The sequence below is a fragment of the Stutzerimonas tianxiuensis genome, assembly GCF_053470365.1.
Map to the genome: position 1 here is coordinate 530,572 of NZ_JBPVWS010000001.1, position 26,884 is coordinate 557,455.

Sequence of the window (26,884 nt, forward strand, 5' to 3'; positions counted from 1 at the left end):
CAGGCGGCCCTCAGAACTGGAAATACAGGAAGGGCACGGTTTCGCGGCTGGCGATCAGCGCGAACGACAGCATGAAACCGCAGATCGGCCAAGCCGCGCCCAGCATAAGGAACCAGCGATCATCGCTCCAGCGCGATTCGGCACGGGCCTGCCAGACCGGCAGGATAACGCAGACGACGCCGAGCATGGCGGCGATGCCGTGGGCCGGGCGCAAGGTTACCGCCAGGGCATCGCCGAGGCCGAAGCTGTGCAGGCCGAACTGGCCGGCGTACATGGACAGGGCGCTGCCCAGGTCCGGTGCGCGGAACAGTGTCCAGGCGAGGGCCACGAACAGCAGCGTCAGTGCATGCGCGGGGAAGGCCGGCATGGCGCGCAGACCGGCCTGGTCCCAGGCGCGCGCCGCGCAAAGTGCCAGCCCGTGCAGCCCGCCCCAGAGCAGGAAGTTCCAGCTGTCGCCGCCGTGCCATAGGCCGGCAATCGCCATGGTCAGAAACAGGTTGCGGTAGGTGATCCACTCGCTGCGCCGGTTGCCGCCCATGGGGATGTACAGGTAGTCGCGAATCCAGCTGGACAGCGACAGATGCCAGCGCCGCCAGAAATCCTGGATGCTGCGCGCCAGATATGGCCGGTTGAAGTTCTCGGGGAAGTGAAAACCGAGCATCAGGCCGATGCCGATGGCCATGGCGCTGTAGCCGGCGAAGTCGAAGAACAGCTGCATTGAATAGGCCAGGCAGCCGATCCAGGCGTCGACGAAGCTCGGCTGCTCCAGCGCGAAGGCGGTGTCGGCCAGCGGCGCCAGGCTGTCGGCGACCAGCACTTTCATGCTCATGCCGATCATGAAGCGTCGGGCGCCGAGGGAAAAGTTCATCCAGGTGACGCGGCGCTGTGCCAGCTCCTCGCGTACCCAGTTGTAGCGAATGATCGGCCCGGCGATAGAGTGGCCGAACATCGACAGGTAAGTGGCGTAAGCGACGAAGCTGCGCTCGACCGGGACCACATGGCGATGCACGTCAACCATGTAGGAAATCGCCTGCAGCACAATGAATGACAGCCCCGCCGGCAGCGCGACATACTGCCATTCCAGCGGCATCGCTCCCATGCCCATCAGTAGCTCGCTGATTTGCCCTGCCACCATATTGGCGTACTTGTACCAGCACAGCACCAGTACGTTCAGCACGATCAGCGCTGTGAGTACCCGCACCCTCGTCCTGCCCTGCTCGGGGAGGCGGTTGATCAACAGTCCTCCCAGCCAGGCGATGACCGTCAGCACGATGTGCAGCAACAGGAACATCGGGCTCAGCCAGCCGTAGAAGAACCAGCTGCCGACCAGCAGCACCGGGTTGCGCCAGCCCGCCGGGCTCAGGCTGTAGATCAGCACGAACGCCGGCAGGAAAAAGATCAGAAACTCGAGGGAGGCGAATACCATGTCAGTTCTTCAATTGGCCACTGTGTCCCTGGCCTGAAACAGGCGAGATCCATTTGCAGAGGGTGCCAGCATGACGCTGTAGCGCTCGCCGGCTTCCAACTGGCCGAGCGCCAGTGGCTCGCCTACCGGCTGACCGCCGCACAGCAATTGCACCGAGAGGTTCAGTGGATTGATCAGCCGCCGCTGGAAGCCGTCCAGCGCCACTGCCTTGAAGATCGAAACGTTGCGCCCGGCGGCATTCAAGGTGGCGTTTTTGCAACTGCCGTCGAGGTTGTAGAAGGCCAGCGAGGCCTTTAGGGCGCTGAAGTCGTCCGCCTGCTCACGCACCACGCGTACGTCCATCGTCTCGCCTTGGCCGGCGAGGCCGACCACCGTGACAAATTCGCCGGGCTCCACAGTGACGTCCAGCGCCTGCTGCTTTTCGCCGCGGGTCAGTGTGCCCTGCACGGGCTTGCCGGCCGGCACCACTAGGAAGTCCGAGGCGGCGCTGTCGCCTTCCAGCGCGAGGCTCGCGCCAGAGCCAGCGGCGACCAGCTCGAGGGTGCCGGGCGCTGCGCTGACGAAGCGCAGGAATGCCGAGTCTTCACTCGGGCCGGTGGGGTAAAGCGGGATCGAGGCTGCTAAGGCCGGCAGTGGTGCTGCGACTAGCCAGGTAATCAGCAGGCGTGGGCGGCTCATTGCTTAGCCCCTTTGGTGCCGAGAGCTTCAGGCGGGAGCTTGGCGATGGCGTCCGCGATACCTGCGCCCCAGCTCTTGTAGCCGGCCACAGTGAAGTGCTGGCCGTCGGTGGTCTGCCATTGTCCCGGCTTGGCCATCTTCAGCGAGTCGACATAGGTGCAGGGCGCTACGTTGGCTTCGAGAAATTTCGACATCAGCTGGGTGCGCGAATCGTTCTTCTTGTACATGCCGCCTTCCTTGCCCCAGGCCGGGCCGACCCACACGCACTTGGTGCCGGTAGCGGCGATGGCCTTGGTCAGGTTGGTGACGCTCTGCCAAGCCCAGGCCTTGGGAAAGGCCGGCTTGTCGTAGGAGGCCATGGTGTCGGCAATCACCAGCACTACCACGTCGGGCTTTTCCTTGGCGATGAGGTCCTTGATCGGGGTAGTGGTGGCTTCGCGGCCCTTGATCAGCAGCTTGCCGGTGCCCTGTTGTTCGGCACCGCAATCGACCTTCTTGGTCGTCAGCCAGTCGGCGGCGCTGGCCCCGCAGGCCCCGATCGAATGCACCTGGGCGCCTTTGGCGACGAGCGCGGCGTTGAGCGGCTCGGTCAGGTGGTTTTGCAGACTCATGTGGCTTTCGCCGAGAACGAGCAGGGTGAGGCCGGCGAGAACGGACATAGGTGGCTCCTGAGTAATCAGTTGGCGTAAGGGGAGGTGTAGGGGCTGATTGGCAAGGCCATTGGCCCCGTCTGATCTTCAAAGAGGTAACGCAGGTACAGACCGGTGTTCCACTGGCGGTAGTCCTGGGCGTTGTCGAGGCCCAGATGTCCGCCGAGAACGAAGTTCGGTGTCATGCGATACTCGCCAGCGCCGTAAAGGCTGTAGCCGAGGCTGGTCTTGCTGCTGCCTGCATGGACGGCGGGTCGCCCGAGGACGCCGGAAGCCGCTGCCTGCAGATCCGAGTCGTTGGGGAAGTAGTCGGCATCATCCTGATCGATGAACTGCAGGCCCACCGAGCCCTTGAGCTGGTAGCTGAAGCGCTCATAACGCTGCGACCAAGACACTGGCATGCTCAGCGCGAAGAAGGTCTGCGGGCTGAAATAGCCTCCATGGCCGTAGGTGTAATAGCTCTGGTTCTCGGAGTAGCTGAACGCCGTGCTGCTGGCGCCAAGCGTGAGCTTCTGGTCTTCTGTGTTGCTGAGATACCAGTACACACCGCCGCCGAGTTCGGCGCGGTTATTGTCGCTGACGTTGTTGCCCTTGAGCACGTGGGCGGCGGCGTAGCCATAGGTACCTACGTTGCCATCGTCGTAGCCAAGCTCGCCGCGCACGCCATTGGCGGTCACGCCGCCCCATTGCTGGCCGGTACGCTTGTCTTCAGTGCCAGCGAAGGACAGCAAGCTGTCGGTAACCGCTCGGCGCGATGCGCCCGCCTTCCAGTGTGCGTTGCCGGTCGAGCCGATCGGCCGCTCGAGGCTGACGCCGCCCACCGTGGTGTCGTAGAGGAAGCCGAGCGGGGTGGTGCCGAGGTCTGCCTTCAGGCCGATACCCTCATGCGCGTAGGCAACGCCGATGCCGACGCCGCTTGCTTTCTGCGAGCCGGGCGAGTCGGCAGAGGCGAGCGGGCCTGCGCCAAAGCGACTGCGGGCGTCTTCGCCGATGCTCGAAGCATTTAGTGCCACTGGCGTGACGCGCACCGCAATTCGACCGTTGCCCATCGGCAGGTTGGCTTCTGCGGGTGCCTCAGTGCGGGTCAAGCGACCAAGTCCTGATTCACTGTCGTTGCCAGAGACCTGCAGGCCCTGCACCAGGTATGGACTACGTGCCTCGGAAATCTCCGCCAGTGCCCGTGCGGCGGGGCTGAGGTTGGCACGCGGATCGGTCGGCTTCGGCGGCACGGCAAAGGGATTGCCAGCCACGCCGGCCTGGCTGGCGAGCTGGCTAGTGGCGCTTGCCAATCTATCCGGCGCGGTCGGCACCGGCGCCAGCGGGTCGGCCGCTTGCAGCCGTTGTCCCGTCTGGCCCGGCAGGCCAAGGAAGGGGTTGGTGCTTTCCTGCTGGACCGTGGTGGCTGTGTAGGCGGCTCGCTCCTGGCGTTTTTCCTGCGCGACCACTTGCTTGAGCAGCTCTGCGGCTTGCTTGGTCTTGCCCTGACGGCGGTACATGTTTGCCGCTGCGGTGAGCACCTCGGCATCGGCCGGGGCGAGGCGCAGGGCCTGCTGAATTGCGTTGTCGGCAAAACCATGCTCGCCAGCTTGCGTGGCGGCCTCGGCAGCGCCGAGTTGCAGCTGCGCATCCGCGGGGTTGCGCTGCAGCAGCGGGCGGTAGAGCTCCAGCGCCTTAGCCGGAGTGCCGCTGTCGGTGTACATCCTCGCCAGCGCGGCGTTGGCCAGAGCGTCCTGCGGGCGCTGGATCAGCGCCGGGGAGAGCATGTCGTAGGCGGCAACCAGATCGCCCTGTTCGCGAAGCCGGTCGGCCTGGCGGACGCGGTAGATGTGCAGCAGGTCTTCATACTGCCGGCGCTGGGCGGCATCGAGCGGTTCGGCTTGCAATGTGCGCATCAGCGAAGCCGCTTCGGCATCCTGGTCGGCGCTGAGCAGCACGCCGATGTATTGCAGCGTCAGGCCCGTGTTCCTGTCCGGGCTCCGGGCCAGTAGGTCGCGCATCATCGTCATCGCCCGCACCGGGTCGCCGGCGTCGGCGTAGGCCTGCGCCAGTGCCGACTGGCGCTCGGGCCGCCCCTCAGCCAGCGGTACGGTGCGGGCGAGGAAGACCCGGGCGTCCTGCTTGCGGCCGGCAGCGGACAGCTGGCTGATCTGTTGCAGCTGTAGCTGGAAGGTCGTGTCGCTGGCCAACTGCTGGATGTCGGCCGTGCGCGCAGATACGGGGATCCGCCGCAGCGCCTCGTCTGCCTTCTGCCATTCCCCGAGTTCTGCGGAAAGCAGTGCACTGACATACAGCGCCTGGGGATCGTCGGGGTTGGATGTCAGCAGGCCGTCGATCAGCGACCGCGCTTCAGGAACGGCGCCTAGCTGCAGGTAGATACGCGCCAGCGCGAAGCGCGCCCAGGCATTGTTCGGGTCGTGTTGCAGGGCTTGCTCAAGCGCCTGCCGCGCGCCAGCCTGGTCGCCTTTGGCCTCGGCAATACGGGCACGCTGCATTGCCTGGTTTGCCCGCAGCTCGCCGAGATTGCCCAAGGCATCACGGCTTTCGGTGGGCAGCTGGTCAATCAGTGTCAGTGCTTCTTCGGTGCGCCCGGCCTGCACCATCGTATCGATCAGACCGCGTTGGGCGTCAGCGTCGGCGGGCTTGCGTTGCAGCACCTGCCGATAGTCCGCTTCAGCCTGTACAAAATTGCCATCGGCTAAATGGATGTTGGCTCGCTGGCGCAAGCCTTCCGTGTTGTTCGGTTGCAGCGCGATAGCCTGCTGCACCAAAGCCAGGGCGGCGTTGCCCGTGGCCTGGCGGCTGCTGTCGAGTAGTCGCCAATAACGCACTTCGCCCAGCGCTTTCTTCCAGCTGCCTCCACGCGGTTGTCGCACCGCCTTCGTCAGTAGGAATTCGGCATCCTCGAGCTTGTCCTGCTGCTGGCGAACCACTCCCAGGCCACCGAGTGCATCGGGGTCGTTGGGGCTGGCCTTGAGGCGTTTGGCGAAGGCTTTCTCGGCGCCTGCAAGGTCCTTGCGGTCAAGCGCGGCCAGGCCACGCGCAACGTCCGGGTCGGGCTTCCACGCAGCTGGTTTGGCCGGGGCGTTGCGAGCCTTCGCCAGTAGAGCGTGGATCTCTTCGTCGTCCGGATGGGTCTTCAGGTAGTGTTCGAACAGAGGGGCATCGGCCGGCTTCGGCTCTGCGATCCAGGTCAGTGCCAGGCGCCAGCCTTCTTCGGCGTAACCTTGAATGTCTTCGCGCGCCGTAAGTTTGGCCAATGCCCGGATGCCTTCGGGGCGCGTCGATTCACGGCGTGCAAGCTGCTGGGCGAGGAACAGCGCGGCGATCGAGTCGTCCGGCCGTTCGCGTACCAGCCGCTCCAGGCCGGCACGGGCTTCGGTCCAATGCTCATCCAGAAAGCCAAGGTTATTGTAAAACTCGCGGGCGATGAGCCCCTGCGGCTCGCGCTTGCCAAGTAACTGACGATAGTGCTGGGAGGCTTGCGCCCGCTCACCATTGTCGACCAGCAGGCGAGCCTCTTCGAGCTCCTTGCTATTGACCGAGCTGGAAAGGTGAATGTCCTGCTCAAGCTGCAACGCCTGCCGGGGCAATGGCTCCACGGCTTGGAGCCGCGCGAGATATTTGCGTGCCTGCGCTGTGTTGCCCTTGTCCAGTGCAATGGCACCCAGGCCGTAGAGCGCATCGACCTGAGCGGCATCCAGTTCCAGCAGGCGGTTCCAGGCTTCAGCGGCCCGCTCGGGTTTCTCCTGCGCCTGCCAGAAATGGCCTTGCCGGATCAGCAACTGCTGCGGGTCGTCCTGGGCGTGTGCTGTCGGCAGGCCGAGCGCTGCGAGCAGGCCAAAGGTCAGCGCGTGATATCTGAACATGCGGTGTTCCAGAGAGGTTGCAGGTTGCCGTCAGCGGCAAACCGGTAATGACCGTCAGCCCAGCCGAGGCCGAACAAGCTGAGCATGTAGTTGTAATAAACCGGCGGGCCCTTACCCTCGGGCGCGTCGAGGGCCTTCTCAAGCCCTTGGCGGGCGCGCTGCGCCTGTTGTTCGGCCAGCCGGGTCTTGCCCTTGGCGTGTAGGTAGGGCACGAGGGCTGCGGAAAAGCCGAAGGGCGCGTCGCCTTCGGCTTTTCCGCTGGCGACCTCGACGCGTTCGGGCGGGATGCCGCGGGCCGAGGTGGCTGAACCCATGCCGTGCACGGCTTGCAGGGTGGTCGCGGCCAGTGGATCGGCTGCCGAGGTCATGCCTGCCCACAGGTACACACGGATGGCATCGTAGCTACCGGCGCCACCCTTGAACGGGTCGATCTCGAAGCGACCCTCGCCCGACCCGTCGATACGATAGCCCAGCCAGTCTGCGGCAAAGCCGTGTGGTGCTGAGCGCTGCAGAGCAACGGTGCTGGCCTCTGCGATGTTCGACCAGGGGCCGGCTGGCTGCTCGGCGGCCAGTCGGCGCAGCAGTGGCAGGGGCTGGTAGCTAGGGTTCAAGCGCCAGAGTCGCTCCTCGGGATGCTCGAACCCGACCGGGCCTGGCAGCAGCATGGTGCCCAGGCCGGGCAGGTCGGCGGTTTCCTTGGCAATCACGTTCGCCAGTAGCCGTTGGGCATCGGCGCGGTAGTCGGGGCGGTCCCACAGGCGTGACGCCTCGAGCAAAGCGTAGGCGAACCAGAGGTCGGCATCCGAGGCGGCGTTGGTGTCCTGGCGTTGCCACACGCCATCCTTGCCCTTGCCCCATAACCAGGCTGGCAATTGGTGATCGAGGTCGTTGCCAGTGAGGTTTTCGACGCTCCACCGCCAGATCCGCTCGAATCGGTCACGATCGTTCGCGACCAGCGAAAAGAACAGGGCGTACGACTGGCCTTCAGAAGTGCTGTGGTGCGGTTCTAGGGAAGATTCGAGTACCCTCCCGTCGGCCTGCACCCAGCGGTCGGCAAACTGCTCCCACATCGGCCACTGGGCCTGGCACTGATCCGCCCGTGCGGGCATTGCAGCCGGCAGGGCGATGATCAACATGGCCAGGGGTAGAGCGTGGCGGGCGAGTCCAGTCATGCTTTAGCCTTCCAGCCGACGTCGCGCCTTGGCGCGCAGTACTACATAGAACACCAGGCTCAGCAGCGCCACGGCCAGTCCGGTAGCCAGCAGCATCATGAACACACTGCCCGAGAGCAACCACTGCAGGTACTTGAACCAGCCCAGCTGCCCCACATGGTAGGTCTCTTCAGCGACCAGTGAGTCGACGCGGCTGCCGTTAACGACTGCAAGGCTGCCCTCGATATTGCCTTCGTACTGCTCGCCACCGATCAGCGCGTCGGTCAGTTCACTCATGGCGGTAGGGTCGGCACTCGCCAGTACCACGACACTGCGACCTGGCTCGACGGGCGACTCGAAGCCTGCGATGAAGCTGCGGGTACGGTCGCCGGTCAGCGAGACGCTGGTGCGGGCGCCACGGTGGTTCACGCCTGGATCGGGGCTCAGCCAGTCGCGCATACGCCAGGTCAGGTCCGACAATTCAAGCCGCTGTGTGGTGCCGTTCAGAGCGGCGGGCAGATGCTCGTTCCATGCCTGCAACACTGGCAGCTCCTGACTGCCTGCGATAACCAGCAGGTCCTTGCCGCGTAACTGTTCAGGGTCGGCGCCATCAGTTACCTGCACCGCTGAGGCGGGATAGCCGGTGGATTCGCCAAAACGGCCCAGCACGGTCAGGTAGGCCGCGATTTCCTCCGCCGAGGGTGTGGAAGCAAGCACTACCGCGGTTTCCGACAGATCGGCCAGGCGGGTGAAGGGGAACCCGCTGCCCTGGAACACGCCGAGGTTTGGCATCGAGATGAAATGTTTGTAGTGGCTCAGGTCCAGGTAGGAGTCAGGCTCGATGCTGCCGCGCATGTTGTCGATGATGATGTCGCGACATTCTCCCTGCTTGATGAAGTCGTACATGAAGCGGAACTCGAGGGTCGAATTCAGCGGCAGGTCGGTCAGCGGCAGATCGATATCCGTTTCGCGCAGCAGACTGTCATCGCTCTTGAGCAGGTCCAGCAGACCCTGGTCGTCACCAAGGTTTTCCACCGAAGGCAGTGGCAACGACTTGAGGTATTTTCCGTTTGCGCTGACCAGCAGCGAGGAATTGGTCGACACCGGCTGAGGCGTGTAACGGTAGCGCAGCTTGAGCGTCGGGTTTTCCTCGTTCCAGCCGAACAGGTCGGGGGGAAGGCGCACGGGGACGGAAATGGTGCCCGGGTCGTAGCCCGAGACGCTGAGCGCCTTGCTGGCGATCAGCTCGCCGATACGTACCGGGCGATCGCTGGGTAGCCAGTTGGGTGCGTCATAGGGGTGGCGCGGTGCGAGGTTGACGACATCCTCCACGGTCAATCGCTCGCCGGACAACGTCTGGCTGCCGAGCGCCAAGGCCGCAGCGGCAACCTTAAGCTGTGAACTGTCTGCGCCGGCCACCACAAGCAGCTTGCCGTAGGGGTCATTCGGGTTGTCGGTCATCGCCAGGGTTGGCTTGGTAACTTCCTCGACGCCTAGCAACTGGGCCGCTGCGGCGCCGGTGGCCAGCACTACCGCGTGACCCTGGTCGGGCAGCTCGGCGAAGCTCACCGGGAAGCGCGCGGTGCGATAACTGGCCAGCGCGCCGAACCAGGACGACAGCGCGCCTGCAGCTTCCAGTTGAGTTGCGTTCGGCTCGTTCATGAACACAAACGGCAGGGTCAGGGCACGAGCATCGCGGCGATCGAAGAACGGCTGTGGCAGCCGGGCAAGATCGTTGGGCAGCGCCAGCGGTGTGGTCTCAACGGTCAAGATGCTGCGATTGCTGACCTTGGCCCACAGGCTGGTGTGCTTGGGGTCTTCGCAGGCCATGGTGTAATGACCGATCAGCTGCAGGCTGAGCCGGTTGAACTCGGTGACTAGGTGCGGCGGGATTTCCACCAGTTGCTGCAGGCGCGTGCCTGCGGTTTCGGTCGGCAGCATCAGAGTGGCGGCGACCTCGTCGTTGACTAAAACGTTGAGCTGCGACAGATCCGGCAGCAGGGCTGGCGAGTAGCTGTAGTCGAGCTGCAGCCGAGCGCCGGTCACGACCTGGTCGGCGCGCACGTCAAAATTGACACTGTCGATGCCTTCGATTCCGCGCAAGGTCATCGGGTAATTGGCGCCCAGCTGGCGCAGCGTATGCTGCTGGCTGTTCGATGCATTGTTCTCTGCGATCAGCTGTATGGACTCGGCCGAGGCGGCTTCTGGGGCGGCGTCTTCAGCATGAGCCGACAGAGCCAGCGTGGTGGTCACGACGGCCAAGAACACGGTAATAGAGCGGCGCAACGGGGAGTCGACCTGCTTGCGGAGATTCATGTGTTCCTCGGGACAATAACCGCGCCGGAAACTTTTGCGGCGCGGCGAAGTTGGATTTCTTCGAGAGTGGCTTTGGATAGTTGACGTATTCCGCGTAGGCCGACTCGCGAGACATCGCGCAGAGCGCTCAGTGGAGTGTCGGCCCGGCTGTTGCCCCAGGCGTCAGCCCAAATATCGGCGCGGCTGAACGTTAGTTGGGCCAGTTCGTATTGCTGGGCGGTGGTTAGCTGCTTGAAGTGCAGGCCGATCGTCTCGTCACGACTGAACACCACAGTCGCTGGAAACGAGCTTTCGTGATCATCAAGATAAAGGGAGGCGTCGACCGTTGCCCCGCGCGGCACGGTTACGCCCGTCGGTAATTGGATACCAATACCGCGTTGGGAGAAATCAAGGGTGTGACAGGCGATGGTATAGCCGTCGTCCAGCGCCAGGGTTGCGCTGATCCGGGCATTGACTCTCGGCTCGGCACGCATCTGGCGGCTTTCGCTAGCTACTGCCACCGCGGCGCTGGTGATAATGATGTTGTACAGCGTCCAGACCAGGTTGATGACTAGCGTGGAGGCACTGGCATCGGCGTCGAGCGCCAGCTTGCCCAGTCCGACCGCGAGACCGAGCAGGTTCAGGCCCAGCACGATGATGTAGGGGCGCGCCATCTTCCAGTCGAAGTAGCCTCGGTCAATGACCCCGCCCTTTGCTGTGACGTTGAACTTGCCGAGCTTGGGGTTGACCAGCGCGAGCAGAACCGGCGGCATGATGTACCAGGCCAGTACCGTCTCGTAGACCTCATTCCAGAAAGAGTGACGGAAGCGGCCCTGAATCGCGGAGTTGGTGATGCTGGCATGCAGGATGTGAGGCAGCGCATAGGCGGTGATCAGCAGAGCGGAGGCCTGGAATACCTGCGCCTCGAAGAACAGATAGGCCAGCGGGGCGGTCAGGAACACCAAACGCGGCAATCCATAGAAGAAGTGCAGCATGGCATTGACGTAGCACAGGCGTTGGCCGAGCTTGAGTCCGCGTCCGAGCAGCGGGTTGTCAGTGCGAAATATCTGCGCCATGCCGCGGGCCCAGCGGATGCGCTGGCCGATATGGCCCGAGAGGCTCTCGGTGGCTAGACCCGCTGCCTGGGGGATCGCCAGATAAGCTGTGTTGTAGCCCAGGCGGCTCAGTTTTAAGGCGGTGTGGGCGTCCTCTGTCACTGTTTCCACCGCCACGCCGCCGACTTCTTCTAGCGGGGCGCGTCGCAGGATGGCGCACGAGCCGCAAAAGAACGTGGCGTTCCACAGGTCGTTGCCGTCCTGCACCAGGCCATAGAACAACTCACCTTCGTTGGGTACCGCACGGAAGGTTTCGAGGTTCTTCTCGAACGGATCGGGCGAGAAGAAGTGGTGTGGGGTCTGCAGCAGCGCCAGTTTCGGATCCTTGAGAAACCAGCCGATGCCAATCTGCAGAAAGGAGCGGGTCGGGACGTGGTCGGCGTCGAAGATGGCGACGTACTCGCCATCCGTCTGCTTGAGCGCCCAGTTCAGGTTGCCAGCCTTGGCGTGGAAATTGTTCGGGCGAACGATATAGCCGATGCCTACTTCTTCGCAGAACTGCCGAAAGGTCTCGCGCCGGCCATCATCGAGCACGTGCACACGCAGCTTGTCTTTCGGCCAGTCGATCATGTGCGCGGCGATGGCGGTAAGACGCACGATTTCCAGCGGCTCGTTATAGGTCGGGATGAAAACATCCACTGTCGGCCACAGGCTGCGGTCGGCCGGTAAGGGCAGTGGTTTGCGCTGGAGCGGCCAAGCGGTCTGCAGGTAGCCGAACAGCAATACTGTCAGGGCATAGAGCTCCGCCAGCAGCAGGCCATAGCCGAACACCGCATCGAGCGGGTTCTCGAAGCCCAGCGAGGACGTCAGCCGCCAGTACATGTAGCGCAGCGAGGCAATCACCGACAGGGTGATCATGCCGATCTTCACCCATTGGTGGTTACGCTTGCGCAGCAGCAGCACGGCAACTAGGCAAAAGGCTGAGAACAACAGTTGTGCTTGCAGGTCGAGCGGTGCGGCCACTACCGGAACCAGCATTGCCAGGCCTATGGCTGCCAGCAGCATGCTGCCCAGGCGGCCGGTCAACCAGCGTTCGTCGCTAAGTGCTCGCAGCTTTGTCACTAACGAGGTGGGGGTGGGGCTCACTTGGTGGCACTGCCTTCTGAAGCGAAGGGCAGTTGGCCCATGAAAGTCTGGGCGAACCGGACCAGATCCTGGAACCCTTGACCGTGGGCGTCCTGCTCTAGCGCGGTACGGTTGTAGGCCAACGCGTCGGATACTGACTGGTCACGGTGGATCATTCCGACCAATCGCTCGCCCACAGCTTGCTGCATGATCAGGCTGACGTCGCGGTTGAGTTGGCGGGAGCGGTCGACTTGATTGATGAGATAGCTACAACCCACAAAGTCGTCGCGCTCGCCGACGTAGCTACTGATCAGCTTCTCGGCCATTGGCAATGCTGTATAGGAGGCCGCGTCGGGAAGGCTTACGACGAGCGCCTGGCGAGTGATCGCTAACGCCTGCCGCAGGTAAGGTGATGGCCCCGGCGGGGTGTCCAGGATGACGACCGCGCCATCGGCAAGCTCCATTGCTTCGAGATGACGCCCCAGCCAATACCGGTCGCGGTCCAGAAGCTGCTCAAATGCTTGGCGTTCTTTCTCTTCTATCAGGCCGTGCGGCAGCAGGGCCGGTCCGGCTGTAGTTGCCATGCAGAGTAACCGCCAGTCCTGAATGCTTTCGCTCGTACTAGCTATGCCACGAGCTGCATCTTCTATGGAGCGTTGATTTTGCGGCTGGACGTGATGAATGAGCGCATTTTGCGGGTCAAGGTCTACCAGCAGCACCGATCGGCCCAGGTTGGCCAGGCCTACTGCGAGGTTTGCAGCGATCGTGCTTTTTCCGACGCCGCCTTTACTGGACATGACAGTGACGACATTCACCTGGCCCAAAGCAGGCGCGACCGGTCCGATAAGCTGTTCTTGCGATGCTTTCGCTGTTGCGTTGGCGACAGCTTCGTTCTCAGCTTGCTTCAGCTGCGCCAGTAGGTCCTGCAAGCTTCCGGCAGGCCAGGCAGTTTGCTGGCTATTGTCTTGAAAATGACGCGCAGTAGCGGGCGCAGCAGATGCACAAGAAATTGGCGCGACGCTAGAAGCATTCTTTGCCTCGGTCGGGCCCGGGAGCGGAGCTGCATGTGGTGAGTCCGCCTGCGGTTCGGGCGTTGCGCTTGTCGCTAAGGCGGGCCAGCGACTGACTGAGTCTCGGTCTCGACCTGCACGTGATACTTCCTGATATTGCTCAGGGGAGGCATCGATCTTTCTAAAAAGGCCGAGAATGTCGCTCGAAATGCCCATTTCGGAGCTCCAATTGTATAAATGCGTTCAGTGGGGTGCTCACGGCCAAGCCTATGTCGCGGTTATCACCCCGACACATGTGGGTGGCAGTCTGCTTTTTGGGGCCATGAAATCCGTGGAATGGATGATGGCATAGTGCTACTTCAGATGACAGTGCCGCTTGTCAACCTTTTTTTGGCGTTAATAATTTGACTGTGTGCTTGCTTAAACCTTTCCGCGACGTTAATCCGCCGCTTGCCGCTTATTAAGCAAATTCGGTTCCTGCAGATGCTCCGCTTGTCGCCAATTTATGCCAAGCGGTGACTATCGGATCAGCAACCTTCTTTGGGCCATAGGCTAGGCTAAAAGGCTAAGCCGTACTGCATGATGGGAGTCTCAGCCTGGGCGCAGTAGAGCTTTAGGGGGCTTCCAGTTGTCCAAGTGGACCTGGGTTCTGCTGCTCAACCGGTGGCTGGTCAGTCGGCTGAGCAAGCTAATTAATTACCCAATGATGCCGGCTAACAGCGGCCGATCAACATTGCCCCCACTGAGCACCACGGCAATCCGTTCGCCTCGGTTGTGCTCGCGCTCCTGGATCGCCGCAGCCAGCGCGGCGGCACCAGCACCTTCGGCGAGATTATGGGTGTCCTCGTGCAATGCGCAGATGGCCTGGCGGATCTCGGCATCGCTCACACGCACGATGCGCGCGGCACCTTCACGGATGATCTCGAGCGCTTCGGGCGCGGGCATTCGGCAGGCCATGCCGTCAGCGAAGGTGTTCGCCGTGTCGGTGGTGACGAGGCGACCCTGCTCGAAGCTCTGCGCGTAGGCATCGGCCGCGCTGGACACCACCCCGATGATCTCCGTATCCAGGCCCAGCAGGTCGCGGGTTCGGATCATTCCGCAGATGCCTGAGCCAAGCCCGATGGGCACGTAAACGCGGCGCAGCTTCGGCACTGCTTCGAGCAGTTCCAACGCATAGGTGGCGACGCCCCTGATCAGGTCCGGATGCAGGGACGGAACAAAATGCCAGCCATTGGCTTCGGCCAGTTCCGCTGCCCGCAAACGAGCGGTATCGAAATCGCGGCCGTATTCGATGACCTCGGCACCACAGGCGCGCATGGCGGCGTTCTTTTCCATGGAGTTGCCTTCGGGCACCAGAATCTGCAGTGGCAAGCCGACCTTGCCTGCCGCCATGGCCAGGCTGATACCGTGATTGCCACGAGTCGCGGTGATGAGGCCCGGCAGGTGCGGCTCCCGCTTGATCAACCCGTCCACGTAGAGCAGACCGCCACGCACCTTGAAGGCGCCGGCTGGTGTGTGGTTTTCGTGTTTGACCCAAACCTCGCAGCCAAGCCGCTTGGCCAACAGCGGCCATGCGTATTGCGGAGTCGGCGGTACGCTCTGGTGGATCAATTCCGCTGCCCGGCGCAGTTGGTATAGGTCGAACATCGAAAGCTCCTCAGCGGGTTTGACGTCGATCCTAAGCGGCGGGCATTGTATGGGTAAATCGTTATATTGCATGGCAAACAATGTGGTTACCCAAACTCGAATCTGATAGTCAGCCACGCTACTTGGCACTGGTCGATGCCATCGCAGCCGCCATTGCAACGGGTGAGCTCAAGCCTGGCGATCGCCTGCCACCGCAGCGGCGCCTCGCCTGGGCGCTCGGCCTCAATCCCAGTACCGCGATGCAGGCGTATCGCGAGGCGGCGCGCCGGCACTTGGTTGGTGGCGAGGTCGGGCGCGGTACCTATGTGCTGGCCAGCAGTCGCGAGGCCAGTCTGTTCCGGCTGAAAACGCCTGAGGCCCATCCTGAACTGGTAGATCTGTCGACCAATCTGCCGGTACTCGACCCGGACGATGTCGACATGCAGCGCAGTTTGGCGGCGCTGTGTGCGACCGGAGATTTGGCGAGCCTCCAGGGATACCCGTCAGCGCGCAGCCTGCAACGTGGCCAGTTGGCGGTGAGTGGCTGGTTGCGTGCCCGAGCGCTTGAGATCCCGCCGCAGCAGGTGTTGCTCTGTGCCGGAGCGCAGCAAGGCGTTTTCGCTGCGCTGATAGGCTTGTGCGAGCCGGGCGAGCCGGTGTTGGTCGAAGCGCTGACCTCGCCAGGCATAAAGGCCGCTGGCCGCCAATTGCGTTTGCCGCTGCACGGGGTGGCGATGGATGAATTCGGCATCCTGCCGGACGATCTCGATCGCTTGGCACGCGCTACCTCGGCACGCGTGGCCGTCCTGACACCCTGCATGCAGAACCCGACCGCCGTCAGCATGGATGCGCAGCGCCGCGAAGCCATCGCCGCCGTGGCGCGACGACGGGGCTTGTTGATCATCGAGGACGACATTTACGGCGCACTCGGCGACGAGCCGCCGCTCGCTGCGACACTGCCCGATCGCACACTGCTGATCAGCAGCTTGTCGAAGACGGTCGCACCTGGCTTGCGCCTGGGGTTCATCGCCGGACCGGACGCGTGGCGTTCGCGTATCGACCCGGAACGACAGGCAACCAGCTGGGCCTTGTCGACTCTCTGCTTGCGGATTGGTTGCGAGTGGCTGGAGGACGGCACTGCGGCGCGCCGCCTGGCCTGGCAGCGTGAACAGGTGACACGGCGCTGGCGACTGGCGCAGAAACTGCTTGGGTCTACTTCGTCAAATGCCTCGCCGCATCTGTGGCTTGAACTGGCGAAGGATAGAGATCTGCCAATGCTTTGCCGCGAACTGGGGATCGAGGCGGCCACCGCGGACGTGTTCGCCGTTGGCCATGGCGCGCCCAACGCGCTGCGTCTGAGTTTGACCGCGGCGCCCAGCCTGGCGGTTTTGAAAGCGCGGCTGGAGGCACTGGCGGGCACATTGCATCGATGACCGCCGCAATCCGGTGCTACCGCTGTCATCGAACAGCAGGCAAGATGTTTTCAACGAACAGACAAGGAAACCCACCATGAATCCAGCAGGCGAGACTTTTCGCATTGCCACCAGCGCTGAAGCGGCCGTGGACCAGCTTGCCGAGCTGCATCAGCAGGCTACCCGCGCACTGAATCAGGCGCTCAAACGCTATGTCACCACGCGCGAAGAGCCCAGTGCGGCCGAGCGTGCGCTGTTCCGCTATCCCGAACTACGGCTGACGTACGAATGCCACGGCGAAGTGCCGGCCTCTACTCGAGCTTATGCCAAGGTGCAGGCGCCGGGTGTCTACAGCGTGACCGTGACCCATCCGGCGGCCTTTCGCAGCTATCTGCTCGACCAGTTGCGACCGCTGATCAAGGATTTCGGTGTGACGGTCGAGGTGGGCATCAGTGAGCGCTACATTCCTTACCCCTATGTAATCGAACAGGGCGACGAACTGGCTGGAACCGGAGTGACCGCAGCAGAGCTGGCTCGCGTGTTCCCCAGCACCGACCTGTCCGCCGCCACCGATGACATCGCCGACGGCCTCTATGATTGGGAGCATGCGGACCCTTATCCGCTGGCGCTGTTCGACGGTGCGCGGGTGGATTTCTCGTTGCGCCGGCTGGTGCACTACACCGGCAGCGACTGGCGCCATGTACAGCCGTGGATCCTGCTGACCAACTACCACCGCTACGTCGACCAGTTCATCCGCCACGGTCTCGACATGCTGCGTGATGACACCCGCTTCGTGCGCATGGTGCTGCCGGGCAACATCATCATCGAGCGCGGCATGGATGAGGGCGAGGCCCAGTCGATCATCGGCGGCGTGCTGTGGCACCGTTACCAGATGCCGGCCTATCACCTGCAGGCCAAAGATGGCGACGGCGTCACCCTGGTCAATATCGGCGTCGGTCCGTCGAACGCCAAGAACATCACCGATCACCTCGCCGTGTTGCGCCCGCATTGCTGGCTGATGATCGGCCACTGCGGCGGGCTGCGGCAGTCGCAGTCCATCGGTGACTACGTGCTGGCCCATGCCTACATGCGCCGCGACGGTATCCTCGACCGGGTACTGCCGCCGCACATTCCGCTGCCGGCGCTGGCCGAAGTGCAGCAGGCGCTGCAGGAAGCGGCGGCGCAGGTCACCGGGGAAAAAGGCGAAGCGCTCAAGCGGCGGCTGCGCACCGGTACCGTGTTGACCTACGACGACCGCAACTGGGAATTGCGTTGGGCTCAGGAGAGGCCGCTGATCAACCTCTCGCGTGCCGTGGCAGTGGACATGGAAAGCGGCACCATTGCGGCCCAGGGCTATCGGTTGCGAGTGCCCTACGGGACGTTGCTTTGTGTGTCGGACAAGCCGCTGCACAGCGAGATCAAGCTGCCGGGTTCGGCCAATGCCTTCTATGAGCGCGCTGTGACCCAGCACCTGAAGATCGGCATTGCCGCGCTGGACCTGCTACGCAACCAGCTCAACTCGCTGCACTCACGCAAGCTACGCAGCTTCGACGAGCCACCATTCCGCTAACGGATGGCGGCTCGCCGAACGCTCAGTTCTTCAGGAACTCCGGCAATATGGGGTCGCCTTTAGCCGGCAGGCTGTAGGCAACCACATAGTCGCCCGGCGGCGTCTCCATGAAGTGATGGCCGCCCGCGACGATCACCAGGTACTGGCGACCGTTGGCCTCGTAGGTCATTGGCGTTGCTTGGCCACCGGCGGGCAGTACGTCCTGCCACAGCACCTCGCCGGTATCGATGTCGATCGCGCGGATGAGGTTGTCGGTTGCTGCGGCGATAAAGATCAAACCGCCTGCGGTGATGACAGGGCCGCCGTTGTTCGGCGTGCCGACTTTCACCGGAAGATGTGACGAGATACCGAATGGCCCGTTGTGCCGAGCGGTGCCCAATGGCTCGTTCCACAGCACTTTGCGGGTGTTGAGGTCGATTGCCATGATGCCGCCGAAGGGTGGGCGACTGCAGGGTACGCCTGTGAAACCGTTGCGCCAGGCCTCGATGGACACGGCATAGGGCGAGCCCGCCTGCGGCACTGAGCCGCCAGACGAGGTGCTGCCGCCTGGTGCCCCGAGTGGAACCATGCCGCGCTCGTTGGCCTCGTCGCGTGGGATGAGCTGGTCATACATGGCGATGTGGTTGTAATTCAACACCAGGATGTTGCGGTCGGTGTTCACCGCCGCGCTGCCCCAGTCGTTACCGCCGTTGTAGCTCGGCCACTGCAGGAATGGCCTGTCCACGCTCGGCGGTGTGTACATTCCTTCATAACTGGCACGCTTGAACTGGATGCGGCACCACAGCTGGTCCAGCGGCGTTACCCCCCATGCATCGGTCTCAGTCAGCTGCTCGCGTGGCGTGGACGGCATCCCGACAGAGAAGGGTTGCGTCGGCGACAGCGTTTCGTCAGGCAAAGAGCTTGCGGGCACCGGGCGCTCCTCGACGGGCGTCAACGGCTCGCCAGTGCGGCGGTCGAGCACGTAGATGTCGCCCATCTTGGTGGGTAGCACGACCGCTGGAACAGTGCGGCCGTCGCCGACCGGAAAGTCGATCAGGCTGCCCTGGGAGCCGAGGTCATAGTCCCAGACATCGTTATGCACGGTCTGAAAGACCCAGCGCACCGTCCCATTGGTCACATCCAAGGCCACCAGCGCGGTCGAGTAGGGTTTCTCGAACTCGCGGCGGTTGCCGCTCCAGTAGTCGACCGACGAGTTGCCCATCGGTACATAGACCAGGCCGAGGGCTTCGTCGCCGGAGAATATCGTCCAGGCGTTGGGCGTGCCTCGGGTGTAGACATCATCCCCTTCTGGCAGCCCGGTCTCGCCAGGGCGACCCATGTCCCAGGCCCAGGCCAGCTCGCCGGTGGCCGCGTCGTATCCGCGGATCACGCCGGATGGCGCGTCTTCCTTCTGACCGTCGAGCACTTGGTGCCCGACCACCGCGACCCCGCGAACGATGGTCGGCGGCGACGTCACCGCGACGTAACCCGGTACAGAGTCGCCCATGCCTTCCATCAGATCGACGTGCCCGGCGTGGCCGAAATCGGCGCAGGGCACGCCCGTATCGGCATCGACCGCGACCAGCTCTGCGTCAAGCGTGCCCTCGATGATGCGGCGCTTGCAGGCGGTATTATCGGGTGCATCCGGCACCTCGTAGTAGCTCACGCCGCGGCAGGTGGCCGAGTAGGGAATATGGTCGGTGGAGACCTTCGGGTCATAGCGCCAGCGTTCACGACCGCTGCTGGCATCGAGTGAAATCAGCACGTTCAGCGCATCGCACAGATAGAGGTTATCGCCGACCTTGAGCGGTGTGGTTTCCGGCGCCCACTTCTTGTCGACCACTGATTGATCGGGCAGATTGCCGGTGCGATAGCCCCAGACTGGCTTGAGCTCGGAGACATTGTCGCGATCGATCTGATCGAGCGGCGAATAACGGGTGGCTGCATTGTTGCGGCCATAGGCGGTCCAGTCGGCTGGCTCGGGGGCGCCGGCAACCGTACTGGCTACGGTCGTGGCCGGCTCCAGCGTAGGGTCATAGGTGGTCGTTTGGGCATGGCTGAGTGGCAGCCAGATGAGTGTCATCAAGCCAAACAATCGAATCAGGTGCGTCATGCGTGCGCCTCTTTGCGAGTGTGGCGCCGCAGCACCGGAATAAAAGCGAGGGTAAGAAGGGCGATCACAGCCAGCGCCACCAGGCGTGGTATCAGCGCCCAGGGGTCAAGGCCGACCTCCCAGATAGCCCAGACAACAGTCGCTAGGAATACTGCCCAGTAAAGCCAGACGCCGCTGATGCGTTGCATGAACAGCAGCACGCCGGCAATCAGCATGCCGGCGCCAGCGATGAGGTAGTACCAGGAGCCGCCAAGCGTGATCAGCCAGACGCCGCCAGCGGCGAGGGCGAGACCAAACAGGGCGACGATGGCGGCGAAGACTTTGAGCGCCCAGTAGGTGAAACCGTGGGCGTGAGGGGGGTTGGACACGTTGCTTTTCCTCTGTATGACCGATGGCTGAGGCGTCGCTGGTAGCGAACCGGCGAATGTGCTCAGCATTTGGGTCTCTGGGTGCGCTCAGGTTCCGTGATTGTTTCGATTTGTGTCCGATCAGGCTGCTAGCAACCAGGCGCCGGTCAGCGCCGACGCGGCACCGGCGATGCGCACCAGTGGGGCAGCCACCTGTGGCAGGTTGCGTGCCACGGCATAACCGATACCGTGCAGTGCAGCGGTCGCGACGGCGAAGCCGGCTGCGTAACCCCAAGGGCTCGACAGCATGGGCAGCTCCAGTCCATGAGCCACGCCATGGCTAAGCGCAAACAGGGCGGTTAGCCCCGCCGCAAGGGCTAGCGGCGGGCGCACCGCCAATGCCACCAACAGTCCAAGGGCCAGCACCGATCCGGCGATGCCGGTTTCCATCAACGGTATTTCGAGGCCGGCAAAACCGAGCAGGCCGCCCAGCAACATCGTGGCGACGAAGGTCAGGGGTAAAGCCCAGCGTGCCTTGCCGGTTTGCTGCGCCGCCCAGAGGCCAACGGCGACCATTGCCAGCAGGTGATCAAGGCCAAAGATCGGGTGTGCGATACCGGACATGATGCCCGCGTGATCATGGCCGGGGTGTGCGACAGCCAATGCCGGGCTGAGTAGCAGGGCTGCGGTGAACATCGATTTGCGCAGGTTCATTAGAGACTCCTTGAATGGCGAATGAGGTGGTCAGGCGGCGCTGAGCATTCCCTGTTTTTCGATAAAGGCGATGATCTCGTCGAGGCCCTGGCCCACCTTCTGGTTGCTGAACACGAACGGCTTGTCGCCACGCATCTTGCGAGTGTCGCGGTCCATGACCTCCAGCGACGCGCCAACCATCGGCGCCAGGTCGACCTTGTTGATCACCAGCAAATCCGACTTACAGATGCCCGGTCCGCCCTTGCGCGGCAGCTTGTCGCCAGCCGATACGTCGATCACGTAAATGGTCAGGTCTGAAAGCTCCGGGCTGAAGGTGGCAGACAGGTTGTCGCCACCGGACTCGACAATGATCAGGTCGAGCCCAGGGAAACGGCGGTTGAGTTGTTCGACCGCCTCGAGGTTGATCGAGGCGTCCTCGCGGATTGCCGTGTGCGGACAGCCGCCGGTCTCGACACCGATGATGCGCTCGGGCGCCAGGGCCTCGTTCCGCACGAGGAATTGCGCGTCTTCCTGGGTGTAGATGTCGTTGGTCACCACGGCCAGGTTGTAGCGCTCGCGAAGGGCCAGGCAGAGAGCGAGGGTCAATGCGGTCTTGCCGGAGCCGACCGGGCCACCGATGCCAATGCGCAGGGGTTGGGTGTTCATGGTCTGTTTCCTCTTGTGAAATCTGGGCTCATGAGCGGAACAGGCGGCTGTACTGGCGCTCGTGCGCCATGCTCGCCAGGGCTAGGCCAAAGGCGGCGCTGCCCCAGTTTTCCGGCTCGATAACGGTTGCGTCGCGCTGGGCCTGTTTCAGTGTCGGCAGCAGTTGGGAAGTGAGTCGTTGAGCCGCCTGCTGGCCAAGCGGCAGGGTTTTCATCAGGACGGCCAACTGGTTTTCCAGCCAGCCCCAGAGCCAGGCGGTCAATGCGTCTTCGGGGCTGATGCCCCAGGCACGCGCGGCCAGGGCCCAACCCAGGGCAAGACCAGGTTCGTCGATGCGTTGAAACAGGGCGCGTGCCGGGGAGTCAAGTTCGGGCAGATTGTCCAGCAATTGCTTCAGCGAATAGCCCATCTGCCGGCTTTCCAGCCGCAGCTCGCGGGTTTCGCGGCTGGCGCGATGGCGCGTGGCGAGCCGCTCCAGTTCGTCCCATTCTTCAGCCGCGGCGGCCTGACAATGTGCGAGCAGTAAAGGCGCTTCGAAGCGCGCCAGATTTAGCATCAGCTGGTCGCCCAGCCAGCGGCTGGCGCTGCTTTCGTCATGCACGCGTTGCTGTTCGACCGCCATTTCCAGGCCCTGCGAATAGCTGTAGCCACCAATCGGCAACTGCGGGCTGGCAAGCCGCAGCAGCGCGAAGGCAGCCGGGTTCACTTGCGGACGCCAAATTGATGCAGGCGTGGCGCGTAGCTGAACTCGGCTTCGCCTGCGTGGGAGTGGTGATGGCCGCCACCGTAGGCGCCGTGCTCGGGCTGGAAGGGCGCCTCGATGGCTTCGACGCTGGCGCCCAGCTGCAGCAGCATGTCTTTCAAGACGTAATCGTCAAGCAGGCGCAGCCAGCCGTCGCCTACCTGCAACGCCACATGACGGTTGCCGAGGTGATAGGCGGCACGTGTCAGCTCGAATGCACTGCTGCAGGTCACATGAAGAAGCTGCTCGGCGCGGGCCCGCACGCGGACAATACGGCCATCCTCGGCGCGCAGGCACTCGCCGTCATGCAGGGGTTGCTGACCGCGCTCGAGGAACAGGCCGACGTCTTCGCCGGTCGTGGTGAAACAACGCAGACGCGATTTGCTGCGGGCCTCGAAGGTCAGCGCCAGCTCGGCGTCGGCGTTGGCCTGCGGGGAGATGCGGTGGTGGATGACCAGCATGGCGAACAGTTCCGGTTGTGCAATGACGCACACCAGAGCAAGGCCCTTGCCAACGCGGCGCAACAGACGCGGTCAGCCGGCTGTGGCGGGTTCGTGCTTGAAAATGGGGCCTGAGACTGTTCCGTTTCGGTGCGTGCATATCGGTGGTGCACCAAATTCGCGCGCTAATGCAGTGCGCGGACCATGTAGACGGCTGATATTTGGTAACTGGCCAGGTTGCTGGCTTGCGGCGGCTCCAACTCGGTCTGCGCGGCATAGCCAAGACGCGACCAGAAGGCTTCGGACTCCTGCACCGATACCAGCGCCGAATAGCGCAACTGATGCGCGCGCGCCTGTTCCAGGTTCTTGCGCACCAAAGCCGGGCCTATGCCGCGACCGCTGGTGCGTCGGGAAACGGCTAGGTCGTGCAGATACAGGCAGTCAGCTTCGGCGTGCGGCTGGAACTCGCCGTCCAGCGGGGTCACTTTGCCGACGCGCGAGCGGTAGGCGAACAGATAGGCGCAGACACCCTCGTCATCCTCGGCCACCCAGGCGAGCTGCGGGCTGGCGGCGAGACGGTTGCAGATCACCGCTTCGCTCTCGAGCAGTTCGGCGGAATAGGATTCTTCCTGAATCGACATCACCGCAGGTATATCGCGCACCTGCATCGCTCGTAACTGGAACATCAAAACAACACTCGGACGGAGGTGGCCAGCCATGAGGCTCGCCTGGGGGCGGCGATCATACGCGATTGCCGCGCGAGCGGAGCGGGTGCCGACAGACGTAGCGCAAACCAGCCATAAGGGTGGCCGTGACTGGATCAGGTGGAGTGTTGAGCTTCTGCAGAGGCATGCAAGCGCTACGAGGTAAGCCGGCGTACTGCCCCTTTATCGGCTTCGTCTGGTCGGGTCGGCCAATGCCATCGCTGACGAAATGCCGATTTGCAGGCATAATTCTTAGGTTGCTACCTATTGTCGCGGTTTCCCCATTGAATAACTCTCACCGGCCCCTGCTTGGCGTGTCGCTGATCTTGGTTTCTTGCCTGACGCTCGCCAGCCACGACGGGCTGTCCAAGTACCTGACACAGCTCTACCCCGTGTTCCTGGTCATCTGGGCACGCTATATGGCGCAGACGACTCTGATGCTTGCCCTGTTCACGCCGCGCATGGGGCGGCGCGTGTTTCGTACCCTGCGGCCGAAGCTGCAGATCTGCCGTGGCCTGAGTCTGGTCAGCGTCAGCATGCTGTTTATCAGCGGCCTCAGTTACATTCCGCTGGCCGAAGCGACCGCGGTGATCTTCCTGACCCCGTTGCTCGTTACCATCGCCTCCGCCTTGCTCGGTGAGCAGGTCAGCCGCGCCCAGTGGCTGGCGGTCGGCTGCGGGCTGATCGGCGTGATGATCATCGTGCGGCCGGGTGGCGCCTTGTTCACGCCGGCGATCCTGCTGCCGCTCGGCGCTGCCCTGAGCTTTACCCTCTACCAGTTGATCACCCGCCGACTCAGCGCGACGGATCATCCCGTGACCAGCAACTTCATCACCAGCCTGGTCGGCAGCCTGGTGATGAGCGTGCTGGTCGTCTTCAATTGGCAGACGCCGACGCTGCATGACGCGCTGATGATGGCGGGGCTCGGCGCCATGGCCATGAGCGGTCATCTGCTGCTGACCAATGCGTTTCGATTCGCCAGCGCCGCGGCGCTGGCACCGTTCACCTATTCGCAGATCATCTTTGCGGGGGTGGTGGGGCTGGTTGCCTTTGGACACACGCCGGATCTCGGCGCCATCGTCGGCATGGCCATCATCATCGCCAGCGGGCTGGTCATGGCGTATGTGCAAGGGCGGCGACCGCGCCCGCCACTCTGAAACACCACGACGTGCCGGTGGCCGTCCGTACCGTTACCAACACTGAACAGACAAGGGCGACTCGACCCTTGCGTGCGATTCATCAGGAAACCACATGCAACGTATCTCTCATCACACCCTGCGCAGCGAATTCCGTCGGCTGCTGGCCTCCGACCGCTGCTACCACACCGCTTCGGTGTTCGACCCGATGTCGGCGCGTATCGCCGCGGATCTGGAGTTCGAAGTCGGCATTCTCGGCGGCTCGGTCGCCTCGCTTCAGGTCCTGGCTGCCCCTGACTTTGCGCTGATCACTCTCAGCGAGTTCGTCGAGCAGGCGACCCGCATCGGCCGCGTATCGCGCCTGCCGATCATCGCAGATGCCGACCATGGCTACGGCAACGCGCTCAACGTGATGCGCACCGTGGTTGAGCTGGAGCGCGCCGGGATCGCCGCGCTGACCATCGAAGACACGCTGTTGCCTGCCAAATTCGGGCGCAAGTCCACCGACCTGATCGGCATGTTCGAAGCGGTCGGCAAGATCCGCGCAGCGCTTGAAGCGCGCATCGATCCAGAACTCTCGATCATCGCGCGGACCAACGCCGGTGTGATCGGCCTGGAAGAGGTTATCGCGCGCGTGCAGGCCTACGAGGCAGCAGGCGCTGATGCGATCTGCCTGGTTGGCATCGAGGATTTCGAACAGCTGGAGCAGGTCGCCGAGAAACTCAGCGTGCCGCTGATGCTGGTGACCTATGGCAATCCGAAGCTGCGCGATAACAGCCGCCTGGCCGCGCTCGGCGTACGCATCGTGGTCAATGGCCACGCGGCCTATTTCGCGGCGATCAAGGCGACCTATGACTGCCTGCGCGAGCAGCGCCAGATCGATGCCTCCGACCTCAACGCCTCGCAGTTGTCGGTGAAGTACTCGACTGCCGAGGAGTACATGGTCTGGGCCGAGGAATACATGCAGGTCAAGGAGTGACCGGTTGCGCCGGCGACATGCGCCGCCGGGCATCTGTCGATGAGCTAGCGGAGAACCGATGAGCCCACGCCTGCTGACCTTCATGGTGGCGTTCGCTGCCTTTCTGGGTCCCTTCACCCAGACGGTCTACGCGCCAATCCTGCCGGAGCTGGGCGAGGCGCTGCAGACCACGCCGCTGCTGATCAACCTCAGCATCTCGATCTTCACCTTTGTCCTGGCTTTCATGCAGATCGTCTACGGGCCGCTGGTGGATCGAAGCGGCCGCAGGCGCACCCTGTTGCTCGGTCTGGCGTGCTACATCGGCGCGTCCATCGGTTGTTTTCTCTCGCCCAACATCGAGACGCTGCTGCTGTTCCGCGCCCTGCAGGCGGTAGGTATCGCAGCCGGTGCGGTGGTGGCGGTGACCGTGATCGGGGATCGGTTCGAAGGTGCCGAGCGTGGTCGGGCGATGGGCTCGTTCCAGATGATGGTGGCGCTGGGGCCGGTGGTCGGCCCGGTAGTGGGCGGCTTCATTGGCGAGCACCTCGATTTCCATTACGTGTTTCTGCTGCTCGCCGTGGTCGGTGCTGTTGCGTTGCTGAGCAATGCGATCTGGCTAGAGGAAACCCGTCCGGCTGGGAGCGCGCCGCGCGCCTTCCACCCCAGGGAGTACCTGGAGGTGGTGCGCAATCGTCAGGGGCTGGCAATCATGCTGCTGAGCTTTGTGCAGTACTACGCCTTCTACAATTACCTGGTGTTCATGCCGCGCGTGCTCGGCGCCACTTACGGCCTGAGTGCCAGTGAAAAGGGCCTGGTGTTTCTGCCGCTGTCGATTGCCGTGGTGGTCGGCAGTTTTGCGGGTGGACGGCTATTGGCGCGCTGGCGGCCCCGCCCGGTGCTGGTGACGACGGCGGCGCTCAATGCCCTCAGCCTGCTGCTGTTTCTCGCGGTTGCGCAGTGGTCGCTGGCGGCGCTGGTGGTGGCGGTCAGCGCGTTCGGGCTGTTTCTCGGTCTTTCGCTGCCGGTACAGACCAGCCTGCTGATGGACCTGTACCCGCACAACCGCGCCACCGCGGTGGGCAGCTACAACTTCTTCCGTTTCATGGGCATGGCCACCGGGCCAGTGCTCGGCTCATGGCTATATCAGGACGGCAACCTCGGCCTGCTCTATGGCTTCGCCGCGACTGCTTTCCTCATCGCTGTCTGGCATGCGCGGATGCGCTTCAAGCAAGGCTCATGACC

21 protein-coding genes are annotated in these 26,884 nt (G+C 63.3%); 5 read left to right on the forward strand and 16 right to left on the reverse strand.

Translation table 11 applies throughout. The annotated features are described in order from the left end of the window. Nucleotides 1-10 precede the first annotated feature (10 nt). The 9 genes from ACSSNI_RS02225 to ACSSNI_RS02265 form a co-directional block, all read right to left on the reverse strand. Nucleotides 11-1,426 (reverse strand): MBOAT family O-acyltransferase, encoded by a 1,416-nt coding sequence (locus ACSSNI_RS02225; RefSeq protein ID WP_200639834.1) that lies wholly within the window; start codon nucleotides 1,424-1,426, stop codon nucleotides 11-13. Nucleotides 1,427-1,435: 9 nt separating this feature from the next. Then, entirely contained in the window at nucleotides 1,436-2,104 is a 669-nt protein-coding gene (locus tag ACSSNI_RS02230; protein ID WP_200639833.1) for an alginate O-acetyltransferase AlgF, read from the reverse strand. Then, nucleotides 2,101-2,763 (reverse strand): SGNH/GDSL hydrolase family protein, encoded by a 663-nt coding sequence (locus ACSSNI_RS02235; protein WP_234484669.1) that lies wholly within the window; start codon nucleotides 2,761-2,763, stop codon nucleotides 2,101-2,103. Before ACSSNI_RS02235 ends, ACSSNI_RS02230 begins: the two co-directional genes overlap by 4 nt. A gap of 17 nt (nucleotides 2,764-2,780) precedes the next feature. Beyond that, complete coding sequence (locus ACSSNI_RS02240) at nucleotides 2,781-6,620, reverse strand: cellulose biosynthesis protein BcsC (protein ID WP_200639832.1); 3,840 nt, start codon at nucleotides 6,618-6,620, stop codon at nucleotides 2,781-2,783. Continuing rightward, the gene (gene bcsZ, locus ACSSNI_RS02245; RefSeq protein WP_234484668.1) at nucleotides 6,599-7,792 is read right to left on the reverse strand and encodes a cellulose synthase complex periplasmic endoglucanase BcsZ; all 1,194 of its coding nucleotides are present in this window, start codon (nucleotides 7,790-7,792) and stop codon (nucleotides 6,599-6,601) included. Before bcsZ ends, ACSSNI_RS02240 begins: the two co-directional genes overlap by 22 nt. A 3-nt stretch (nucleotides 7,793-7,795) precedes the next feature. Beyond that, on the reverse strand, nucleotides 7,796-10,087 hold the full coding sequence (gene bcsB / locus ACSSNI_RS02250) for a cellulose biosynthesis cyclic di-GMP-binding regulatory protein BcsB (RefSeq protein ID WP_200639831.1): 2,292 nt from the start codon (nucleotides 10,085-10,087) through the stop codon (nucleotides 7,796-7,798). Next, nucleotides 10,084-12,186 (reverse strand): UDP-forming cellulose synthase catalytic subunit, encoded by a 2,103-nt coding sequence (gene bcsA, locus ACSSNI_RS02255; protein ID WP_148925954.1) that lies wholly within the window; start codon nucleotides 12,184-12,186, stop codon nucleotides 10,084-10,086. Before bcsA ends, bcsB begins: the two co-directional genes overlap by 4 nt. 77 nt (nucleotides 12,187-12,263) lie before the next feature. Further along, nucleotides 12,264-13,472 (reverse strand): cellulose biosynthesis protein BcsQ, encoded by a 1,209-nt coding sequence (gene bcsQ, locus ACSSNI_RS02260; RefSeq protein WP_200639830.1) that lies wholly within the window; start codon nucleotides 13,470-13,472, stop codon nucleotides 12,264-12,266. A 480-nt stretch (nucleotides 13,473-13,952) separates the two neighbouring features. Then, nucleotides 13,953-14,903 carry a threonine dehydratase gene (locus ACSSNI_RS02265; RefSeq protein ID WP_200639829.1) on the reverse strand — a complete coding sequence of 317 codons (951 nt, stop codon included), beginning with the start codon at nucleotides 14,901-14,903 and terminating at the stop codon, nucleotides 13,953-13,955. Nucleotides 14,904-14,983: 80 nt separating this feature from the next. Here ACSSNI_RS02265 and ACSSNI_RS02270 point away from each other — a divergent pair, with 80 nt between their 5' ends. Together ACSSNI_RS02270 and amn are read left to right on the forward strand one after the other, a co-directional pair. Next, on the forward strand, nucleotides 14,984-16,315 hold the full coding sequence (locus tag ACSSNI_RS02270) for an aminotransferase-like domain-containing protein (protein WP_200639828.1): 1,332 nt from the start codon (nucleotides 14,984-14,986) through the stop codon (nucleotides 16,313-16,315). Between the two features lie 76 nt (nucleotides 16,316-16,391). Next, entirely contained in the window at nucleotides 16,392-17,864 is a 1,473-nt protein-coding gene (amn, locus tag ACSSNI_RS02275; protein ID WP_200639827.1) for an AMP nucleosidase, read from the forward strand. Nucleotides 17,865-17,886: 22 nt separating this feature from the next. On the opposite strand, the gene ACSSNI_RS02280 is transcribed toward amn, so the two are convergent. The 7 genes from ACSSNI_RS02280 to ACSSNI_RS02310 form a co-directional block, all read right to left on the reverse strand. Further along, nucleotides 17,887-19,956, reverse strand: a complete 2,070-nt coding sequence (locus tag ACSSNI_RS02280; protein WP_200639826.1) for a pyrroloquinoline quinone-dependent dehydrogenase — start codon at nucleotides 19,954-19,956, stop codon at nucleotides 17,887-17,889. Then, nucleotides 19,953-20,324, reverse strand: coding sequence for a glucose dehydrogenase (locus ACSSNI_RS02285; protein WP_200639825.1), 372 nt, complete (start codon nucleotides 20,322-20,324; stop codon nucleotides 19,953-19,955). The genes ACSSNI_RS02280 and ACSSNI_RS02285 overlap by 4 nt, the downstream gene beginning before the upstream one ends. 120 nt (nucleotides 20,325-20,444) lie before the next feature. Next, on the reverse strand, nucleotides 20,445-21,017 hold the full coding sequence (locus tag ACSSNI_RS02290) for a HupE/UreJ family protein (RefSeq protein WP_200639824.1): 573 nt from the start codon (nucleotides 21,015-21,017) through the stop codon (nucleotides 20,445-20,447). 30 nt (nucleotides 21,018-21,047) lie between these two features. Then, nucleotides 21,048-21,662, reverse strand: a complete 615-nt coding sequence (gene ureG / locus ACSSNI_RS02295; RefSeq protein WP_045424108.1) for an urease accessory protein UreG — start codon at nucleotides 21,660-21,662, stop codon at nucleotides 21,048-21,050. Nucleotides 21,663-21,690: 28 nt separating this feature from the next. Continuing rightward, a complete protein-coding gene (locus ACSSNI_RS02300; RefSeq protein ID WP_200639823.1) occupies nucleotides 21,691-22,368 on the reverse strand; it encodes an urease accessory protein UreF in 678 nt (225 codons plus the stop codon). Then, nucleotides 22,365-22,865 carry an urease accessory protein UreE gene (gene ureE, locus ACSSNI_RS02305; protein ID WP_200639822.1) on the reverse strand — a complete coding sequence of 167 codons (501 nt, stop codon included), beginning with the start codon at nucleotides 22,863-22,865 and terminating at the stop codon, nucleotides 22,365-22,367. Before ureE ends, ACSSNI_RS02300 begins: the two co-directional genes overlap by 4 nt. A 164-nt stretch (nucleotides 22,866-23,029) precedes the next feature. Then, complete coding sequence (locus ACSSNI_RS02310; RefSeq protein WP_200640675.1) at nucleotides 23,030-23,512, reverse strand: GNAT family N-acetyltransferase; 483 nt, start codon at nucleotides 23,510-23,512, stop codon at nucleotides 23,030-23,032. Nucleotides 23,513-23,832: 320 nt separating this feature from the next. Here ACSSNI_RS02310 and ACSSNI_RS02315 point away from each other — a divergent pair, with 320 nt between their 5' ends. The 3 genes from ACSSNI_RS02315 (at nucleotide 23,833) to ACSSNI_RS02325 (ending at nucleotide 26,882) form a co-directional block, all read left to right on the forward strand. Next, on the forward strand, nucleotides 23,833-24,705 hold the full coding sequence (locus ACSSNI_RS02315) for a DMT family transporter (RefSeq protein ID WP_102837443.1): 873 nt from the start codon (nucleotides 23,833-23,835) through the stop codon (nucleotides 24,703-24,705). Between the two features lie 94 nt (nucleotides 24,706-24,799). Continuing rightward, the gene (locus ACSSNI_RS02320; protein WP_148925283.1) at nucleotides 24,800-25,663 is read left to right on the forward strand and encodes an isocitrate lyase/PEP mutase family protein; all 864 of its coding nucleotides are present in this window, start codon (nucleotides 24,800-24,802) and stop codon (nucleotides 25,661-25,663) included. Nucleotides 25,664-25,721: 58 nt separating this feature from the next. After that, nucleotides 25,722-26,882, forward strand: coding sequence for an MFS transporter (locus ACSSNI_RS02325; protein WP_200639821.1), 1,161 nt, complete (start codon nucleotides 25,722-25,724; stop codon nucleotides 26,880-26,882). The last annotated feature ends 2 nt before the right edge of the window (nucleotides 26,883-26,884 follow it).

Excerpts from the sequence above, each read along its gene's own strand:
- ACSSNI_RS02225 (WP_200639834.1), bottom strand. The coding sequence starts at position 1,426 with ATGGTATTCGCCTCCCTCGAGTTTCTGATCTTTTTCCTGCCGGCGTTC.
- ACSSNI_RS02230 (WP_200639833.1), bottom strand. The coding sequence starts at position 2,104 with ATGAGCCGCCCACGCCTGCTGATTACCTGGCTAGTCGCAGCACCACTG.
- ACSSNI_RS02235 (WP_234484669.1), bottom strand. The coding sequence starts at position 2,763 with ATGTCCGTTCTCGCCGGCCTCACCCTGCTCGTTCTCGGCGAAAGCCAC.
- ACSSNI_RS02240 (WP_200639832.1), bottom strand. The coding sequence starts at position 6,620 with ATGTTCAGATATCACGCGCTGACCTTTGGCCTGCTCGCAGCGCTCGGC.
- bcsZ (WP_234484668.1), bottom strand. The coding sequence starts at position 7,792 with ATGACTGGACTCGCCCGCCACGCTCTACCCCTGGCCATGTTGATCATC.
- bcsB (WP_200639831.1), bottom strand. The coding sequence starts at position 10,087 with ATGAATCTCCGCAAGCAGGTCGACTCCCCGTTGCGCCGCTCTATTACC.
- bcsA (WP_148925954.1), bottom strand. The coding sequence starts at position 12,186 with ATGCTGCTGGCAGCCATAGGCCTGGCAATGCTGGTTCCGGTAGTGGCC.
- bcsQ (WP_200639830.1), bottom strand. The coding sequence starts at position 13,472 with ATGGGCATTTCGAGCGACATTCTCGGCCTTTTTAGAAAGATCGATGCC.
- ACSSNI_RS02265 (WP_200639829.1), bottom strand. The coding sequence starts at position 14,903 with ATGTTCGACCTATACCAACTGCGCCGGGCAGCGGAATTGATCCACCAG.
- ACSSNI_RS02270 (WP_200639828.1), top strand. The coding sequence starts at position 14,984 with ATGTGGTTACCCAAACTCGAATCTGATAGTCAGCCACGCTACTTGGCA.
- amn (WP_200639827.1), top strand. The coding sequence starts at position 16,392 with ATGAATCCAGCAGGCGAGACTTTTCGCATTGCCACCAGCGCTGAAGCG.
- ACSSNI_RS02280 (WP_200639826.1), bottom strand. The coding sequence starts at position 19,956 with ATGACGCACCTGATTCGATTGTTTGGCTTGATGACACTCATCTGGCTG.
- ACSSNI_RS02290 (WP_200639824.1), bottom strand. The coding sequence starts at position 21,017 with ATGAACCTGCGCAAATCGATGTTCACCGCAGCCCTGCTACTCAGCCCG.
- ureG (WP_045424108.1), bottom strand. The coding sequence starts at position 21,662 with ATGAACACCCAACCCCTGCGCATTGGCATCGGTGGCCCGGTCGGCTCC.
- ureE (WP_200639822.1), bottom strand. The coding sequence starts at position 22,865 with ATGCTGGTCATCCACCACCGCATCTCCCCGCAGGCCAACGCCGACGCC.
- ACSSNI_RS02310 (WP_200640675.1), bottom strand. The coding sequence starts at position 23,512 with ATGCAGGTGCGCGATATACCTGCGGTGATGTCGATTCAGGAAGAATCC.
- ACSSNI_RS02320 (WP_148925283.1), top strand. The coding sequence starts at position 24,800 with ATGCAACGTATCTCTCATCACACCCTGCGCAGCGAATTCCGTCGGCTG.
- ACSSNI_RS02325 (WP_200639821.1), top strand. The coding sequence starts at position 25,722 with ATGAGCCCACGCCTGCTGACCTTCATGGTGGCGTTCGCTGCCTTTCTG.